The sequence below is a fragment of the Rhizobium sp. AN6A genome, from assembly GCF_900215635.1.
Lineage (GTDB): Bacteria > Pseudomonadota > Alphaproteobacteria > Rhizobiales > Rhizobiaceae > Agrobacterium > Agrobacterium tumefaciens.
On sequence record NZ_OCNC01000003.1, the window covers coordinates 598,930 to 615,000 of the forward strand.

14 protein-coding genes, 1 tRNA gene, 2 rRNA genes and 1 pseudogene (1 of these 18 only partly in view) are annotated in these 16,071 nt (G+C 57.8%); 7 read left to right on the top strand and 11 right to left on the bottom strand.

What is annotated here, in order from left to right; genetic code table 11:
- The first annotated feature begins 75 nt into the window (after window positions 1-75).
- The 3 genes and pseudogenes from CRO62_RS06615 to CRO62_RS06625 all read left to right on the top strand — a co-directional run.
- Window positions 76-663 (top strand): TetR/AcrR family transcriptional regulator, encoded by a 588-nt coding sequence (locus CRO62_RS06615; protein ID WP_097099650.1) that lies wholly within the window; start codon window positions 76-78, stop codon window positions 661-663.
- A gap of 173 nt (window positions 664-836) precedes the next feature.
- On the top strand, window positions 837-2,105 hold the full coding sequence (gene fabF, locus CRO62_RS06620; protein WP_097099651.1) for a beta-ketoacyl-ACP synthase II: 1,269 nt from the start codon (window positions 837-839) through the stop codon (window positions 2,103-2,105).
- Between the two features lie 73 nt (window positions 2,106-2,178).
- Window positions 2,179-2,599, top strand: a pseudogene (locus CRO62_RS06625) (IS66 family transposase); the annotation flags it as partial.
- On the opposite strand, the gene CRO62_RS06630 reads toward CRO62_RS06625, so the two are convergent.
- The 8 genes from CRO62_RS06630 to CRO62_RS06675 all read right to left on the bottom strand — a co-directional run bounded on the left by CRO62_RS06630 (window position 2,529) and on the right by CRO62_RS06675 (window position 9,939).
- On the bottom strand, window positions 2,529-3,752 hold the full coding sequence (locus CRO62_RS06630) for a hypothetical protein (RefSeq protein ID WP_097099652.1): 1,224 nt from the start codon (window positions 3,750-3,752) through the stop codon (window positions 2,529-2,531). The pseudogene CRO62_RS06625 and the gene CRO62_RS06630 sit on opposite strands and share 71 nt — an antisense overlap.
- A 701-nt stretch (window positions 3,753-4,453) precedes the next feature.
- Complete coding sequence (locus CRO62_RS06645; protein ID WP_097099655.1) at window positions 4,454-5,161, bottom strand: DUF4405 domain-containing protein; 708 nt, start codon at window positions 5,159-5,161, stop codon at window positions 4,454-4,456.
- Entirely contained in the window at window positions 5,158-5,631 is a 474-nt protein-coding gene (locus CRO62_RS06650) for a cytochrome P460 family protein (protein WP_097099656.1), read from the bottom strand. The genes CRO62_RS06645 and CRO62_RS06650 overlap by 4 nt, the downstream gene beginning before the upstream one ends.
- Before the next feature lie 32 nt (window positions 5,632-5,663).
- Complete coding sequence (locus CRO62_RS06655; RefSeq protein ID WP_097099657.1) at window positions 5,664-6,134, bottom strand: cupin domain-containing protein; 471 nt, start codon at window positions 6,132-6,134, stop codon at window positions 5,664-5,666.
- A gap of 44 nt (window positions 6,135-6,178) precedes the next feature.
- On the bottom strand, window positions 6,179-6,535 hold the full coding sequence (locus tag CRO62_RS06660; protein ID WP_373694470.1) for a carboxymuconolactone decarboxylase family protein: 357 nt from the start codon (window positions 6,533-6,535) through the stop codon (window positions 6,179-6,181).
- A 136-nt stretch (window positions 6,536-6,671) separates the two neighbouring features.
- Window positions 6,672-7,685 carry an alpha/beta hydrolase gene (locus tag CRO62_RS06665; protein WP_323455479.1) on the bottom strand — a complete coding sequence of 338 codons (1,014 nt, stop codon included), beginning with the start codon at window positions 7,683-7,685 and terminating at the stop codon, window positions 6,672-6,674.
- A 153-nt stretch (window positions 7,686-7,838) separates the two neighbouring features.
- Window positions 7,839-8,924 carry an alpha/beta hydrolase gene (locus CRO62_RS06670; RefSeq protein ID WP_097099660.1) on the bottom strand — a complete coding sequence of 362 codons (1,086 nt, stop codon included), beginning with the start codon at window positions 8,922-8,924 and terminating at the stop codon, window positions 7,839-7,841.
- Between the two features lie 121 nt (window positions 8,925-9,045).
- On the bottom strand, window positions 9,046-9,939 hold the full coding sequence (locus tag CRO62_RS06675; RefSeq protein WP_097099661.1) for a LysR family transcriptional regulator: 894 nt from the start codon (window positions 9,937-9,939) through the stop codon (window positions 9,046-9,048).
- A gap of 132 nt (window positions 9,940-10,071) precedes the next feature.
- On the opposite strand from CRO62_RS06675, the gene CRO62_RS06680 reads away from it, so the two are divergent.
- Genes CRO62_RS06680 through CRO62_RS27010 form a run of 4 tightly spaced genes read left to right on the top strand, consistent with a single transcriptional unit; the run spans window position 10,072 to window position 14,249 of the window.
- Window positions 10,072-11,487, top strand: coding sequence for an MFS transporter (locus tag CRO62_RS06680; protein WP_097100411.1), 1,416 nt, complete (start codon window positions 10,072-10,074; stop codon window positions 11,485-11,487).
- A gap of 35 nt (window positions 11,488-11,522) precedes the next feature.
- On the top strand, window positions 11,523-12,509 hold the full coding sequence (locus tag CRO62_RS06685) for an aldo/keto reductase (RefSeq protein ID WP_097099662.1): 987 nt from the start codon (window positions 11,523-11,525) through the stop codon (window positions 12,507-12,509).
- A 47-nt stretch (window positions 12,510-12,556) separates the two neighbouring features.
- Window positions 12,557-13,432, top strand: a complete 876-nt coding sequence (locus tag CRO62_RS06690; RefSeq protein WP_097099663.1) for an aldo/keto reductase — start codon at window positions 12,557-12,559, stop codon at window positions 13,430-13,432.
- 4 nt (window positions 13,433-13,436) lie between these two features.
- On the top strand, window positions 13,437-14,249 hold the full coding sequence (locus CRO62_RS27010; RefSeq protein WP_210201855.1) for an FAD:protein FMN transferase: 813 nt from the start codon (window positions 13,437-13,439) through the stop codon (window positions 14,247-14,249).
- A gap of 206 nt (window positions 14,250-14,455) precedes the next feature.
- Here the strand turns inward: CRO62_RS27010 and CRO62_RS06700 are convergent.
- From CRO62_RS06700 to CRO62_RS06710, 3 genes are all read right to left on the bottom strand, one after another.
- A tRNA-Met gene (locus CRO62_RS06700) sits at window positions 14,456-14,532 on the bottom strand.
- Window positions 14,533-14,778: 246 nt separating this feature from the next.
- Window positions 14,779-14,893 (bottom strand): 5S ribosomal RNA (rrf, locus tag CRO62_RS06705).
- 220 nt (window positions 14,894-15,113) lie between these two features.
- Window positions 15,114-16,071 (bottom strand): 23S ribosomal RNA (locus CRO62_RS06710); it runs 1,849 nt beyond the window's last position.

Here is a 16,071-nt window from a genome sequence, read left to right on the forward strand (position 1 = left end):
GGTGCAAATTATTTAGATTGCGATCTAAATCTATATGCACTATAAATGTCAAACGAAATCTAACCGGAGGTCGATATGAGAGTGAGCCGGGCACAAGCCGAGGAAAATCGGGAGACGGTGATCAACGTTGCCAGCCGTCTGTTTCGCGAGCACGGATTCGATGGCATTGGCCTGAAAGATTTGATGAAGGGTGCAGGACTCACTCAAGGCGGGTTCTACAAGCAGTTTGCATCGAAGGACGATCTTGCAGCCCAGGCTTCGAGGCGCGCGATGGAAAGCGCTACACGCAGATGGTCTGAAGCGGCTGCGGACAGTTCCGATCCTCTCGAAGCAGTGATGGCGTTCTATCTGTCCAGGGACCACCGTGGAGAAAAGGCAGAAGGTTGCCCCCTGGTGGCACTGGGGTCGGACGCTACTCGGCAGAGTGAAGAAGTCAGGCGTCCATTCGAGGATGGGATACGCGCTCACTTCGAGGTGCTCAATGAACTGCTTGATGACACCAGGAGCTCCAATCCGAGCGGCAAGGCGATGGCGATCCTGTCTCTCATGGTCGGCGCCGTTACCCTGTCGCGGATCATGGAAGACGAGAATACGTCTCAAGGAATCCTCGACGCAGCGGCGGAGGAAATCAGGCGCATCGCAGGCGCTGATCATGCGGCCTGAGGATTGCGCTCGGTAACTAGGGAAAACAAAAGCCAAACGCAGTCCCCGCGTCGGGTTCGGGCGGGTGCGATTTAGGCACTGAGTAAACTGCATATCCGGAGAACAGGCCCTGACCGCACCGTCGGTCGGGATGCCGAAGGCATGCCAATTTAAACGAAGAACAGGTGTAAAACATGCGTCGTATCGTTGTCACAGGAATGGGAGCTGTCAGTCCCCTTGGAGCGAATGTCGGTATCTCCTGGTCGCGCCTGCTCGCGGGTCGAAGTGGCATTCGACGTCTGGGCGACGACGTCGTGGGGGACCTGCCATCGAAAATCGGGGGCGTTGTGCCCTCATTAATGGAAGATCCGGAGGGCGGCTTCGATCCCGACACCATTGTGGCTCCGAAGGACCAACGCAAGGTCGACCGTTTTATCATATTTGCACTGGCAGCCGCGGAAGAAGCGCTTGCACAAGCAAACTGGAAGCCGACCTCGAATGAGGAACGGCTGAGGACCGCGACGATTATCGCGTCCGGTATCGGCGGCTTTCCTGCGATAACCGAAGCGGTCCGCACCGTCGATCAACGCGGTGTCCGTCGCCTTTCGCCCTTCACCATACCATCGTTTCTGGTCAATCTCGCAGCCGGGCATGTCTCAATCCGTCATGGCTTCAAAGGCCCTCTCGGTGCACCGGTTACCGCATGCGCTGCTGGCGTTCAGGCAATTGGCGATGCTGCGAGGCTTATTCGGTCAAACGAAGCCGAAATTGCGATATGCGGCGGAACAGAAGCCTGCATGAACATCGTCAGCCTCGGAGGTTTTGCAGCCGCCAGATCTCTGTCAACTGCTTTCAACGAAACGCCGGACAAGGCATCGCGCCCCTTCGACACATCACGCGATGGCTTCGTCATGGGCGAAGGAGCGGGCATGCTTGTCATTGAATCCCTGAGCCACGCACTTGCTCGCGGCGCTACACCAATTGCCGAACTCGTCGGATACGGCACGACAGCCGACGCTCATCACATTACGTCAGGACCAGAAGACGGGAACGGTGCCAAAAGAGCGATGGAGATCGCCATTGCGCAGGCGGGAATTTCCCCAAGCGAAATCGGTCATCTGAATGCCCACGCCACCTCGACCCCGGTCGGAGACCTCGGCGAAATCAGGGCCATCAAAAGTATCTTTGGTTCCGAAAAGACTGTCGCTGTCAGCGGGACGAAGTCAGCGACAGGACACCTACTTGGCGCGGCTGGAGGATTGGAAGCAATCTTCACCATTCTGGCACTCAAGAACCAGATTGCGCCGCCAACTCTCAACCTGAATGCTCCGGATCCGGAAGCCGAAGGCATCGATTTCGTGGCGAACCACGCGCGCCAGTTAGACGCTGAATTCGCAATATCCAATGGTTTCGGTTTTGGCGGTGTCAACGCGAGCGCAGTGTTCCGGCGGTGGCCGAAGTGAAACGGCGCTGGCTGAGGACGACCGTCGCGCTACCACACTCTGAAACCGCAGGCATGGGCGGCGGCACTGGCCCCGCCTAGCCGGACGGCATGAACGATCAGCGCCGCTTATCGCCGACATGCATGCCTGGCTCGTCCATCACCCCGCCTTTGTCGCGGCCAAGTCCCCACTCGGCGAGGCGCTGGCCTACCGCGCCAAATATTGGGTCGGCCTGAAGGTCTTCCTGACCGACGGCCACATTGAGATCGACAACAACAACGTCGAACGAACTATCCGGCCGATAGCTCTCAATCGCGAGAACGCGCTCTTTGCAGGACATGACGCGGGAGCCTAGAATTGGCCAACTATTGCGTCGCTAATCAAAGATCTTTTAGCTCAACGCCGTCGATCCTCATGCCTGTTTGGCCGCCGCAATCACTGCCATCATAGATGGCCATACCCATCTTCTCCGAAGAAGAGCTTCCAGTCCTTGGCCACTGCAAAGCTGCGCATAAGAACAATCTGCCTCGCGTACAATCTCAAATTGTCATGGAGACCATCGCAAATCTCTTGCTCGCATTCGATCCAGGCGCGAAGGGTGTCCCACCCTGTCTTTTGCAAGCCCAGCCCGAAGACGTGAATTGAATTTTCCCGATCCTTGATCAACCGCTGCGTGGTGTTAATCCTGTGCATGGTGTTGGTGACCCAGAACTGGAGGTCCTCTTCGCCGACCGCGCCCTCGGACAGCACACGTGCGGTATGGAGTTCGTCCCGCCCACGCGCCAGGCTCACGATCGGACCCGCCTCCAGTATCTTAGGCAACGCAAGCTCCCGAATGGATCGCGCGAATAGCACGTCGAGCTCAGGAAACCACGCTTCACTTGCGTAGCGGGCGAGCGCCTCTTGTGCCTCAAGATAGCTTGCTGCTGGCGGGAGTTTCCTTTTTTCCAAAAACCTTGATATCCGCTCTCCTACCTCACGCAGTGCGATGTTGTAGGCTTGAGCAGGTGAAGGGGCATCCGGGTCGTTTTTTTCGCCGAGAGCAAATTGCGGCGGACGATCAAGAAAGTAGTATGTCAAACCTTCACTGAACCGCGCTCGCAATAAGACCTGATCCGTGATGTCTTCGAAGTCAGGAGAAAGCTCAATGTCAGCAGGTGTCGTTGCTGACGGCGAGGAGCAATGAGGAGCGATATTGAGGCCAGCAGCCAGATATGCCGTTGAGACGAGATAAGAGCAGAATATTCCAGTGGTTGCTTTTGCTCCCCCAAAGATTGAGGCTACAGCCGCGATCTTGTCGTAACGTTTCGCTTGATATTGCACGGCAATTTCCGCCGCAGCCTTTGCAATTTCGGAAGCCCGAGGAACCGACGACTTTAAACGCAAAATCCGCGCCGATCCCCTTTGCGCGAGGTTCTTCCTGTCCAACGAAAATTCGGCCACACCAAAGAAATCTGCCTCGATGAACAGAGGCCGTAACGTGCATATGGCGGCGTGAGAGAAATTTGAGGGCTGAAGAATGCTGCGACCGGTCGCCCTTCTTATGGCCTTGCTGATGATGTCAGCCGGATCGGTGCAAAGAAGAATATCACCTTCTCTTATCAGTCCGCAGTTAAAGGCGTAGCCCTCGAATATTCGATCAACGAGCGACTGACTTAACGTCTTCATTGGAAAATGCCCTCGCTTTGATAGCACTGGTGCCAGATGCTTTTGGACGAAATATCCCAAGAAGGCTGCACAGTAGCCGAAACAGCACGCATCTCGGCTTCCGCTCTGTTACTGTGCGACCTACTCAACCGGTCCGCGTTTGCAAGAAACGTGGTTTCCGGCGCTGTTGGTGATGATGGTCCCTTGTACGTATATGTACAGCAGGTTTTGGCTGATTTCCATCGTCGTGGGGAGCGTCACGGCGGGTACGGCCGATCCTTCGACATGCTTTCCGGGGTGTAGATATCGAGGATGCTCTTGAACTTGCCGAGCGTAAAAGAGCTGCGCCGGAGCTACCTGACATCCATCATCGCTCAATCCTCCGCAAATCAATGCGACGATTGGATCGCGCCTATCGCGAATTGCAAATCCAATATTATATCAAAGTTGCCAAACTTTGTAGCGGGCTATCATGTCATCTAAAGAACCCACGGTTAAACGACCTACACGGTCCATTATCAAGGTGATCTGGGCAGTGTCGATTATCCTTCTGTCAACCGGTTTCGGTGCTTTGGTCGGCTGGGAAACCCACGGGATTATGGGCGCAATTGCTTTGGGGTTTGTGGGCCTGGTGGGCGGCGCTTTTCTAAGCTCACCTTCTGTACTCTTGCAATTGATCCACTGACCCTAGCGAGTTTTTCAACGCTATCCGCCAAAAGCAGTCATGGCGCTCTTCCGCGACGCTGGTCGTCCTCCCGCCATCCTTTTATGGCGCTGCCGAGAAAACCCAGCGCGTAGTGCGTGATGGCGACATATAGGCCAACAATCGACGCATATCCTATGAAAAAGCCAACTGTGTTCTCGCTGAAGTCCCACATATCCAGCGAATAGGTCAGCATCAGCTTGGTCCCGAAAGCCATCTCGAACGAGCTTTTCACACCCCAGATCGCAATGGCCAAGGCCATCGCCCTAAGAACCATGGTGCGTAAGGTACTTGGCGAGGCAAGACGCAAGGTTGACTGGATCGTGTTCATCACAACGGTCCACCGCGTTCCCAGATGAATTGCGATGATCAGCAAAACCCAGTACCCGGCGAACATATGGATTTCCCTAACGGCGAAAGCACCGCTGAGGGCGGTGAACGGGAAGAGGTCACGGGAGACCAGCAAGCTCGTCACCAGCACGACCGTCATGCCGATAGCGAGGCAAAAGATGGTGACCAGGTTGACGATGCGGGTGGCATCAACCTTGCGCTTCGTCACGCTGCCGTACCAACGCCTGTTGAAGACGTTGTGCACGATCACAAGAACGAACAGGGCCGCGCCGAACAGCTCGTGGGAGAGATTGTCGAGCCACCAATATGCGAGGCAGGCGATGATGAGCGCGACGGCCAGGAAGTCCAGCAGCAGGCGGAGACGGAACACGGTCATTTAAACTCGAACCGCCGCATCTCATTGAATGTGTACAGGAAGTCCCGATCCGCGCGAGACATGTGACAGCTCTGGCAGCGGGCGGTATTCTCGGCTTCGTTGATCGTGCCGTCCGGCTTGAACCACTGGAACTGCCAGTCGGCAGTGCGGCGGTTTTCGTCGTAGTCCTGCCCCCAGTTCTCGCCCTTCTCCATGATGAAATACCGGAAGACTTTACCGTCGCGGTAGTCGACGAGCGCAACCTGCGTGCCATTCGGGATTGGATCACCACGCTTGACGGCCTCGATCGCCTCGCGTGTCGTCATGATATGCTCGGTGACTTCGCCGCGCGTTACAGTCGTATAGTGAACAAGCTTTGCGATGTCGGGCATCGTCGCGCGCGTTGGCTCCGCGTGGACCTGCATGCCGACGAGCAGGACCGTCATTCCGGCAAGCGTCGCCCCACCAATACTGCCAATGATCTTCTTCATCCAAACTCCTCTGATCAGCGCGGTACGAAACGTCACCGCCTGTACTGTTCGTCTGTGACGTGTTCCAACCACTCGACCGACTTGCCATGCAGCGTCTCGGAGATAGCGATATGGGACATGCCTGAGGTCGCCGTCGCGCCGTGCCAATGCTTCACGCCCGGCGGAATCCACGCGATGTCGCCCGGGCGGATTTCCTGAATTTCGCCGTCCCAATGCTGGACGAGACCGACACCTGCCGTGACGATCAGCGTCTGGCCAAGAGGATGAGTGTGCCAGGCGGTGCGTGCGCCGGGCTCGAAGGTTACGGTCCCGCCACCGACTGTGGCGGGCGCTGTTGCGGAAAAACGGGAATCGACCCAGACACCTCCGGTAAAATTGCTTGATGGACCCACCGTCGACGGGTTGGTCCCGACCCGTGTCACCGACACAGCCTTGTCAGGTTCAGCAGACGCAGTGGAAGCGCCCAGGGATAAGGCTACGGTCAATACGGTCTTCATGTTCATCGTGCACCTATCATCGGGGAAACTGGGAAGTCGTCGTCAGCAATCTACTTCTCGGCGAAGACTTCCTTGGCGATCGCCACTGCCGACACGGCGCTTGGCCAGCCGGAATAAAACGCCATATGGGTGATGGTCTCGACGAGTTGCTCTTCCGTCAGGCCGTTGGCCTTGGCGCGCACGAGATGCGAGCGGAGCTGATCCGGACGGTTGAGAGCGATCAAGGCCGATACCGTCACCAGGCTTCGGTCGCGCTGGGAAAGCTGCGGTCGCTCCCAGATGTCGGCGTAGAGGACATCATCCGTCAGTTCCGCCAGCTTGGGGGCGATATCGCCCATCAGTTGCTGGGTCCGCGATTTGGCGGAATCAAGATTTGAGGCTGGTTCCTGTGCCATGCTGACCTCCATTCCGGCTGCCATGACAATGGCTGCGGCAAAAATTCCCGACATACGCTTTTTCAAGTTCGTTTCCTTCATATTTCGAGCCTTCGGATGTACCGAAGGCGGAACGGCGACGCAGGGCGCGCGCTCCTGGAGGTGCGCCTCATGCGGAGGCGAGGTGACCGTCAAAGAACGGCTTCAACCTGGACAGGGCCGCATCGACATATTCGGGGACCCAGTAGGTCTCGATGTGCTTGGCGCCCTCGATCTTGAAGAGTTCCTTGTCCGTGGTTCCGATTGCCTTGGAGAATGCATCCTCGGTCATGTAGAGGGTGTCGGCAGCGCTGCCCGCGATCATCAGCAACGGCACGTCGATCAGCGCAATCTCGTCTGTCGCGTCCCAGCGCATCAAGTCCATCAGGCTGCTCGTCGTGTAGTTAAAGGTTGAGCCCGGATGGGCGTGGGTGCGCCAGTAGTACTCATAACCTTCGCGATAGAGATCGAACGGCAAGGCGGCGATCTGCGCGTCCGTCAGGTTCGCGTCTCCCGAGTATAGAACCTCGCCACCGGCCGCTTCCTGAGCTCGCGCCGATGAGGCTTGCTGCAGGCGCTGCTGGATCGTGTCCATCTGGCTATCCTGGAAGCCGTTGCGGCGAACGCGCCCAGAGTTGAACATGCTGAGCGTTGCCACGGCCTTGAATCGCTTGTCCGTCTTGGCGGCCGACAGCGAGTACCCGCCGCCGCCGCAAATGCCGAACAGGCCAAGACGTGCCGTATCGACACCGGGGAAGCGGCTGATGAAGTCAGCCATTCCATGGATGTCCTCAATGCGGAACTGCGGCTTGTCGATGCTGCGCGGCTCGCCGCCGCTTCCGCCCTGATAGGCGGCGTCGGCTGTGATGGTGATGAAGCCCTGCTCTGCGAGGCGCTGGGCATAGAGGCCCGTCGTCTGCTCCTTCACGCCGCCATTCGGGTGTGCCAGCACAAGGGTCGGATACGTCTTCGCAGGATCGTAACCGGCCGGGGTATAGACATTGGCGGCGATATCGAGGCCGTTCAGCTTGTATTTCACCGGATGGATATTCACCTTGCCCGGCTCGTTCGCGGTGATCGCACCGTCATAGACGAGGGTGAACGGGTTTTGCCTGTAGTCGGCGGCAACTGCTTTGTTTGTCATTGTTGACACTCCCAGGACTGCACCGGAAACGACGAGCGCGGAGGCTCCAAGGAACTCGCGTCTTCTTGTGTTGATGATTTCATTAGCCATGGGGCAGGCTCCTTCTCAGTTTGGGAAGCGGGCAGTGGCTGGTCGCACGAGCGCGCCAATAGATCAGTCGAGCTTCTTATCGTTCAGGAATTTGGAGACGACGTCAGCGATTTCGACATTGTTCAGGTCCGACATCAGGAAGTGGGTTCCGCCCTTGATGCCGATCTCCGGCAGGTGAACGAGCGTCGCGTCGCCGCCATGCTTGTTGACGGTGTCAACCCAGAGCTTGGCCATAGCGAGACGAACCCGCCAGTTATCCTGGCCGCGCTCTGTCGTCGGCTCGATCGGGAAATTGTCGCCGTAGTAGATGACGATCGGTAGCTTGGTCAGTTTCTCGAAATCGGCGACCGGGACGGCCTCGCCCTTGAGCGTACCAGCGGCGCTCGGCATGTCGGCCGGAACTTCGCCTTCCGGGAAGATGAAGCCGCTACCGGGCTCAAGCGCGACGATGCCCTTGACGTTCGGATTCTTGATCGCCGTCAGCCAGCCGGGTCCACCTGCTTGCGAATGGGTGAACAGGATGCCCGGTCCGGTCTTCTCAAACAGGGCCGACATCGCGTCTGCGATCACGTTTGCATCGAAGGGCCCAGTGTTCGGGGTGACCGAACGGAAGAACTGGTCAAGCGCTGCGGGGCTACGGTCGAACTGAACGTTCTCGAAGTAGTCGGGCCATTTTCCGAGCCGGAACTGGTCGAAGAACAACTGGTCATAGGGTGTCGGCTCAATCGTCGCTGCCACCGTGCTGTTGCCCGCGCGGCCGCGACGCGGCTGGTCGACGATGTAGGTGGAGAAACCCTTACGCAGGAAGATGCTCTGGAAACCTTCACGGCCATCCGGTGTCGTCTCCCAGCTACGACCGGATTGGAACGCTCCATGCAGCATGACGATCGGCAGTGGCTTGGGATCCTGCGGAACCTGATAGAAGACGTAGGCGTGGTCGCCGTGCAGCGACTGGCCCTCGGCAGTCGGGGCATTGTTGTTGTATGTGCCTTCCTTCTTCGAAACAGTACCGCCGATTGCGAAACTGCCCTGGTCCTGAATGGCAAGGGGTTCCGGCTTGGATGTCGACTGCGCAAAGGCCACACCGGCGATTGCAATAGCGCTGGAAAAAGCAAAGGCGGATAGGGTTCTGGCGAGTGTGCGGGGCATATCAATCTCACAATGATGAAGTTGAGAGAAGGGTATGCGGACATCACTCGGATGATTAGTCGCCTATTTCCGATTGAAGCCATTAGTCCAACTTATTAATCACAAACGGTTGATTAGCGCGTTATCCGCGATACCGAAGGGCTTCGACGACTAACGCAAATGCCGGAGAAGTGTGTCTGCGGTTCGGATAATACAGATGGTATCCGGCGAACGGGGCGCACCAGTCTTCAAGCACCCGCACCACCTCGCCTCTGGCAATCTGCTCCGCCACCTGATCCTCGGGCATGTAGGCAAGACCCAGTCCTCTTTTGACCGCATCCAGCCGCATCGCTATGTTGTTGAACACCAGTTGCCCTTCCACCCTCACCTTGAGCTCGTGTCCATCCTTCTCGAACTCCCACGAGAGGATGTTGCCGTGAGTGGGCATCCTGATCTGAATGCAGTTGTGTCCCGTCAGGTCCTGAGGCACTTCAGGCCACGGGTTCTGTCGGAAATAGGAGGGTGCGCCCACGACAGCCATGCGCATTTCCGGGCCGATGCGAATAGCGATCATGTCTTTTGCCAGTTGCTCACCAAGTCGTACGCCTGCGTCATAGCGCTCGGCCACGATGTCCGTCAGACCGTAGTCAACGGTGATCTCGACATTTACATCCGGATTATCGGGCAGGAACTTTTCAAGCGCGGGTGCCAGCACCGAGATCGCGGCATGCTCGCCTGAGGTAATGCGAACGGTTCCGGCAGGCTTGTCCCGCATTTCGGCAAGCGCTGCCAGTTCCGTCTGGATTTCCTCAAACCTTGGACCCGCTATTCTGAGCAGGCGTTCGCCCGCTGCTGTGGGCGACACGCGGCGTGTCGTTCTCGTCAGCAGCCTAAGCCCCAATCTCTCTTCAAGTCCGCGAACTGTCTGACTGAGTGCCGACTGCGACACACCGAGTTTGACGGCCGCTTTTGTAAAGCTCTCTTCGCGCGCCACCATCACGAAAGCGACCAGATCGTTGAAGTTCTCCTGCGGCATTCATTAGGCATCCTTATAGCTTCATCCCGATTACTGCCCCTAATCGAAATGGTCGGCAAGCGATATCTTGTTTTTATCGAAACAGGCACCGCCGTGGAGGACGGCGGGGTCTACCCTGAACGGAACACGGAAATGCCAATCGGCCCTGATGCAGCTGCCCCGAACAAGACGGCCATCCTCGCGATCATCCTGATCAGCTACGTGATGATCGTCCTCGATATCTCCATCGTGCTGACGGGGCTGCCACGCATTCATGCCGAACTCGGCTTCAGCGATGCGGGCCTCGCCTGGGTCTCCACCGCCTACACGCTGACCTTCGGCGGCTGCCTGCTGCTCGGAGCGCGTGCGGGCGACATCTTCGGACGACGCCGGATGTTTCTTGTCGGTTTGACGATCTTCTCGCTTGCCTCGCTTGTGATCGGAGTGTCGCAGACACCTGCACTCATGATTGCGGCAAGAGCCCTGCAGGGTCTCGGTTCTGCTATCCTCGCCCCTTCGACGCTCGCTCTCCTGCAGACTAATTTCGAGCCGGGTGCCGAGCGCATGCGCGCCGTGTCCTACTATGCTGCTGCGGCAGGCGTATCGGCCGCGTTCGGCCTGGTGATCGGCGGACTCCTTGCCGACTGGCTTTCTTGGCGCGTCGGCTTCTTCATCAACCTGCCCATCGGCATCGCGATGATGATCGCCGCGAAACGCCACGTTCGAGAAACGGAGAGAACCCCCGGCACCTTTGATATCGCGGGTGCGATCATCTCGACGCTGGGCATTGTCGCGCTCGTCTACGGCGTCATCCGATCCGCCTCGACGGGGTGGTCTGACGTGACGACCCAGGCTTGCATCGGTTTTGGCATCGTCATGCTGATCCTGTTTGCTGTTGTCGAATCGCATGCGAGCCAACCGATCATGCCGCTATCCCTGTTTACCGACCGGGAACGGTCGGCCGCATACGCCGCCCGCGCCCTGTTCCTTGGTGCGAATGTCGGATTTTACTTCTTTGTCGCTCAGTTCCTTCAGAGCGTCGTCGGTCTGAGTTCCTCGGAAGCGGGCATCGCCTTTCTTCCGACGACGGTGGTCAACTTCATTGTCGCCATGTCAGCACCACGTCTGATCGGACGATACGGAGCTGGCAGGGTCCTTGTCACAAGTGTCGTGACTGGTCTGATCGGCATGATCTGGCTCAGCTTCGCCATGCAGCAGGCATCGCTGGCCGCACTTGTCATTCCGATGATGTTGATCGGCGCTGGCCAGGGTGGCGCACTCGGACCGCTGACCGCGTCGGGCATCGCGCGCGTGCCATCGGAGCGGGCGGGAGCAGCGTCGGGCGTCGTCAACGTGGCCCATCAGCTTGGCAGTTCGCTCGGTCTCGGCGTCCTCGTCGCCGTCGCGGCAATTGGCTCGCAAGGCCTGCAGGGCACCGAGCTTCTAGCCAGACGTGCCAGCGTGGCAATGGAAACCGGATCGGTCCTCATCGCCATGACCCTGATCCTCGCGGTTATGTTCATGGCGCGTCCCCGTGCTCGCCTGGAAAACGCATCGACGCTGGCCTGAGAACAGGCGCAATGAAAACTCGAAAGGAAAGACCAATGGAAAAGCGCAGGCTTGGAAACAACCTCGAAGTTTCGGCTCTCGGTCTCGGCTGCATGGGATTGAGCCATGGCTACGGTGCGGCGACTGACACGAAAGATGCGGTCGCCCTCATACGCGCCGCCCACGATCGCGGCGTTACCTTCTTCGACACCGCGCAGGTCTATGGACCGTTCACAAATGAGGATGTGGTAGGCGAGGCACTCGAACCGATCCGCGATAAGGTCGTGATCGCCACCAAGTTCGGCTTCGAGCTGCCGAGCGCCGATGGTGGCCAGCACTTGAACAGCCGCCCGGACTATATCCGCCAATCGGTCGAGGCCTCGTTGAAGCGGCTGCGCACTGATGTGATCGATCTTCTCTACCAGCATCGCGTCGATCCGAACGTGCCGATCGAGGATGTTGCAGGAACCGTCAAGGACCTGATCGCCGAGGGCAAGGTCAAGCATTTCGGCCTGTCCGAGGCGGGTGCGCAGACGATCCGCAAGGCGCATGCGATCCAGCCCGTCGCCGCTCTCCAGAGCGAATACTCTCTGTTCTGGCGAGAGCCGGAAAAGGAAATCATTCCGACGCTTGAGGAACTGGGGATCGGCTTCGTGCCGTTCAGTCCGCTCGGCAAGGGTTTTCTGACGGGCAAGATCGACGAGACGGCGACGTTCGGCCCCGGTGACTTCCGCAGTATTGTTCCTCGCTTCCAGGCGGAAAACCTGAAGGCCAACCAGGCTCTCGTTGCCGCGCTCATGCAGATCGCGGAAACCAAGGGTGTAACACCAGCCCAGATTGCGCTCGCATGGCTGTTGGCGCAGAAGCCCTGGATCGTGCCGATCCCCGGCACCACCAAGTTTCATCGCCTCGAAGAAAACCTCGGCGCGGCAGGTGTCGAACTCTCACCGGAGGACGCCACGGACATCGCGACGGCACTCGCAAAGATCGACATCGTCGGCGACCGATATCCCGCTCACCTTCAGGCCCGTGTGGGCAAATGACATCAGCGGTGAGCCTCGCACTCCCGACTCCATGAAAGGAAATCGACATGACCAGTACAGTTCCAACAGTGAAGCTCAACAACGGGGTCGAGATGCCGATCCTCGGCTTCGGTGTATTCCAGGTGCCCGATCCCGCAGAGTGCGAGCGCAGCGTCCGTGACGCGATCGACGTCGGCTATTGTTTGCTCGACACCGCAACGTCCTATGGCAACGAAGAGGCAGTCGGAACCGCAATCCGCGACCACGGCATCGATCGAAGCGATCTCTTCGTCACGACCAAGCTCTGGATCGAAGACGCGACTTATGAAGGCGCGAAGGCCGCCTTCGAACGATCCCTAAACAAGCTGCAGCTCGACTATCTCGACCTCTGGCTCATCCACCAGCCCTATGGCGACGTCTATGGCGCATGGCGTGCGATGGAACAGCTCTACAAAGCTGGTCGCATTCGCGCGATCGGTGTCAGCAACTTCTATCCCGACCGACTGCTGGACTTCGTCCTTCACAACGAGATCGTGCCCGCCGTCAACCAGATCGAAATCCACCCGTTCCATCAGCAGGACGAAGCGCAGACGCTTCTTCAGGAATACAATGTCCAGCCCGAAGCATGGGGTCCGTTCGCGGAGGGCAAGAACGGCCTGTTTTCGAACGAGGTCTTGCAGTCGATCGGTCGTAAACACGGCAAGAGCATAGCGCAGGTCGTGCTACGCTGGCTGATCCAGCGCAACATCGTCACCATCCCGAAGTCGGTGCGCAAGGAACGGATGGCCGAGAATTTTTCAGTCTTTGACTTCGCGCTCGATCAGGAAGACGTCGCAGCGATCGCCTCTCTCGACCAGAAATCCAGCAGCTTCTTCGACCATCGCGATCCGGCCATGGTGAAGTGGCTCGGCACGCGAAAGCTCCGAGCTGATAGCATCGGGTGACGGCGTGCTGACCTTTAGTTTGAAGTTCGATGCCATTGGCACGTCCTGGGAGATCGACACGCCTGCACCGCTCGCAGAGGTGACCAAAGCGCATCTTCTTGAACTGGTGGAGCGTTTCGACAGCATCTATTCGCGGTTCCGGCATGAATCCATCGTGATGCGGATTGCAAATGCTGCCGATGGCGGAACGTTCAGCTTTCCGGTCGATGCCATCCCGAAGTTCGACCTTTATGACCGCCTTTATGCCGTGACGGACGGAGCGGTCGATCCACTCGTCGGTCGCGACCTGGAGCTTCTCGGATATGACAGCGACTACACGCTGGTGCCTGACGACGTGGCCACCACGTTGATGGCGGCCCAACGTCCGGTCTGGCATCGAGACGTGCCGCGCGAGGGACACGCGATAACGACGCGCAGGCCCCTGGTCATCGATACCCGGACAATTCCCCGTGGGGACCCGGAGCGGCGTGTGCTAGCAGGCCTCAGGGACAGGATGATGGCGCCAGAGGCGGCCGCCGAGGCGATGCACGCCTATGCGGAGGAGACTAACCGGCTTAACCGCGAGCGCCGTTCAAGGGCAGATCTCTGGAAGACTGAACTTACTAAAGTCGAAAAGCAGATCACTCAGACGGTCATTGCAATCGCTGACGGCATGTATCACCCCTCCATGAAGGAAAAAATGAGCGTCCTCGAGGCGCGCAAAGTCGAGTTGAGCGGCCTCCTTAACGATGTGCCGCAGGATGTCCCGGACTTGCTGCCCAGCGCATCTGCGATCTATGCCGGCAAGGTCGACCGCCTGACGGAGGCGTTAAACTGACCCGAAGAACGGACCGAAGCGGCGGAGGTACTGCGTACCTTGATTGAAAAGATCGTCCTTCGTCCCGGCCCACAGCGAGGCAAGATTGACGCCATATTGTACGGCGAACTAAGCACGATCCTCAACTGGATCCAGCGCCAAGCTATTGGAAGGATTGCACAAACAAAAAAATCCCGCAGCAAAGGCTACGGGAGTGTCGGTATTATTGGTTGCGGGGGCAGGATTTGAACCTGCGGCCTTCAGGTTATGAGCCTGACGAGCTACCGGGCTGCTCCACCCCGCGTTACCATCGCATTCGGCTCTGCCGAATGTCGCGCTTCCGTCTTTGCTTTAGCGAAGACGGATCTGTTTGGGGTCAAATTGCCGAAGGCGATTTGTCTCCTTTAAGGGACGCACCGTAATTGGGTGACCGATTTGTTTCGGCACATTGTGCGCTGGATTATTATAGCATAAAGGCCGCTTCAGCGGCCTTTTGATTAGGGCTTGAAGCCCTTTTTGTGACTGAGAAGATATTCGTTGCGTTTTGCAGACCTGGCAGCGACCTACTCTCCCGCGTCTTGAGACGGAGTACCATTGGCGCTGGGGCGTTTCACGGCCGTGTTCGGAATGGGAACGGGTGCAGCCGCCCCGCGATAACCACCAGGTCGGCAAAACGCAACACAGTTCATGTTTTCACATGAGTGTTGTTTCGAGAAGCTGGGAAGCTTGCGCTTCATTTAATTTAACACGTCTTTCTGCGACCCATCCGTATGTTTGCCATACAGACCAGAGGTCGTCGCGCCCTGTGGCGCGGCCCGTCCGGAGCGCTATGCGCGTCAGGACAGAACAGATGATGCTCATCTTTGATGAGCATGAACAATGGGAACGAAGAAGTCGATCGAGCTATTAGTAACGGTAAGCTTCACATGTTGCCATGCTTCCACACCCGTCCTATCAACGTGGTCGTCTTCCACGGCTCTGATAGGGAACACTCGTTTTCAGGTTGGTTTCCCGCTTAGATGCCTTCAGCGGTTATCCATTCCGTATATAGCTACTCTGCTATGCCCTTGGCAGGACAACAGATCCACCAGAGATACGTCCATCCCGGTCCTCTCGTACTAGGGACAGATCCTGTCAATATTCCTACACCCACGGCAGATAGGGACCGAACTGTCTCACGACGTTCTGAACCCAACTCACGTACCGCTTTAAATGGCGAACAGCCATACCCTTGGGACCTGCTCCAGCCCCAGGATGCGATGAGTCGACATCGAGGTGCCAAACAACCCCGTCGATATGGACTCTTGGGGGTCATCAGCCTGTTATCCCCGGCGTACCTTTTATCCGTTGAGCGATGGCCCTTCCACACGGGACCACCGGATCACTATGACCGACTTTCGTCTCTGCTCGACTTGTCAGTCTCGCAGTCAGGCGGGCTTATGCCATTGCACTCGACGACCGATTTCCGACCGGTCTGAGCCCACCATCGCGCGCCTCCGTTACTCTTTCGGAGGCGACCGCCCCAGTCAAACTACCCACCATACACTGTCCCGGATCCGGATAACGGACCGCGGTTAGACATCCACGAAGATAAGGGTGGTATTTCAAGGATGGCTCCACAAGAACTGGCGTCCCTGCTTCAAAGCCTACCACCTATCCTACACATGCCTTGGCGAATGCCAGTGTAAAGCTATAGTAAAGGTGCACGGGGTCTTTCCGTCTGACCGCAGGAACCCCGCATCTTCACGGGGAATTCAATTTCACTGAGTCTATGTTGGAGACAGCGGGGAAGTCGTTACGCCATTCGTGCAGGTCGGAACTTACCCGACAAGGAATTTCGCTA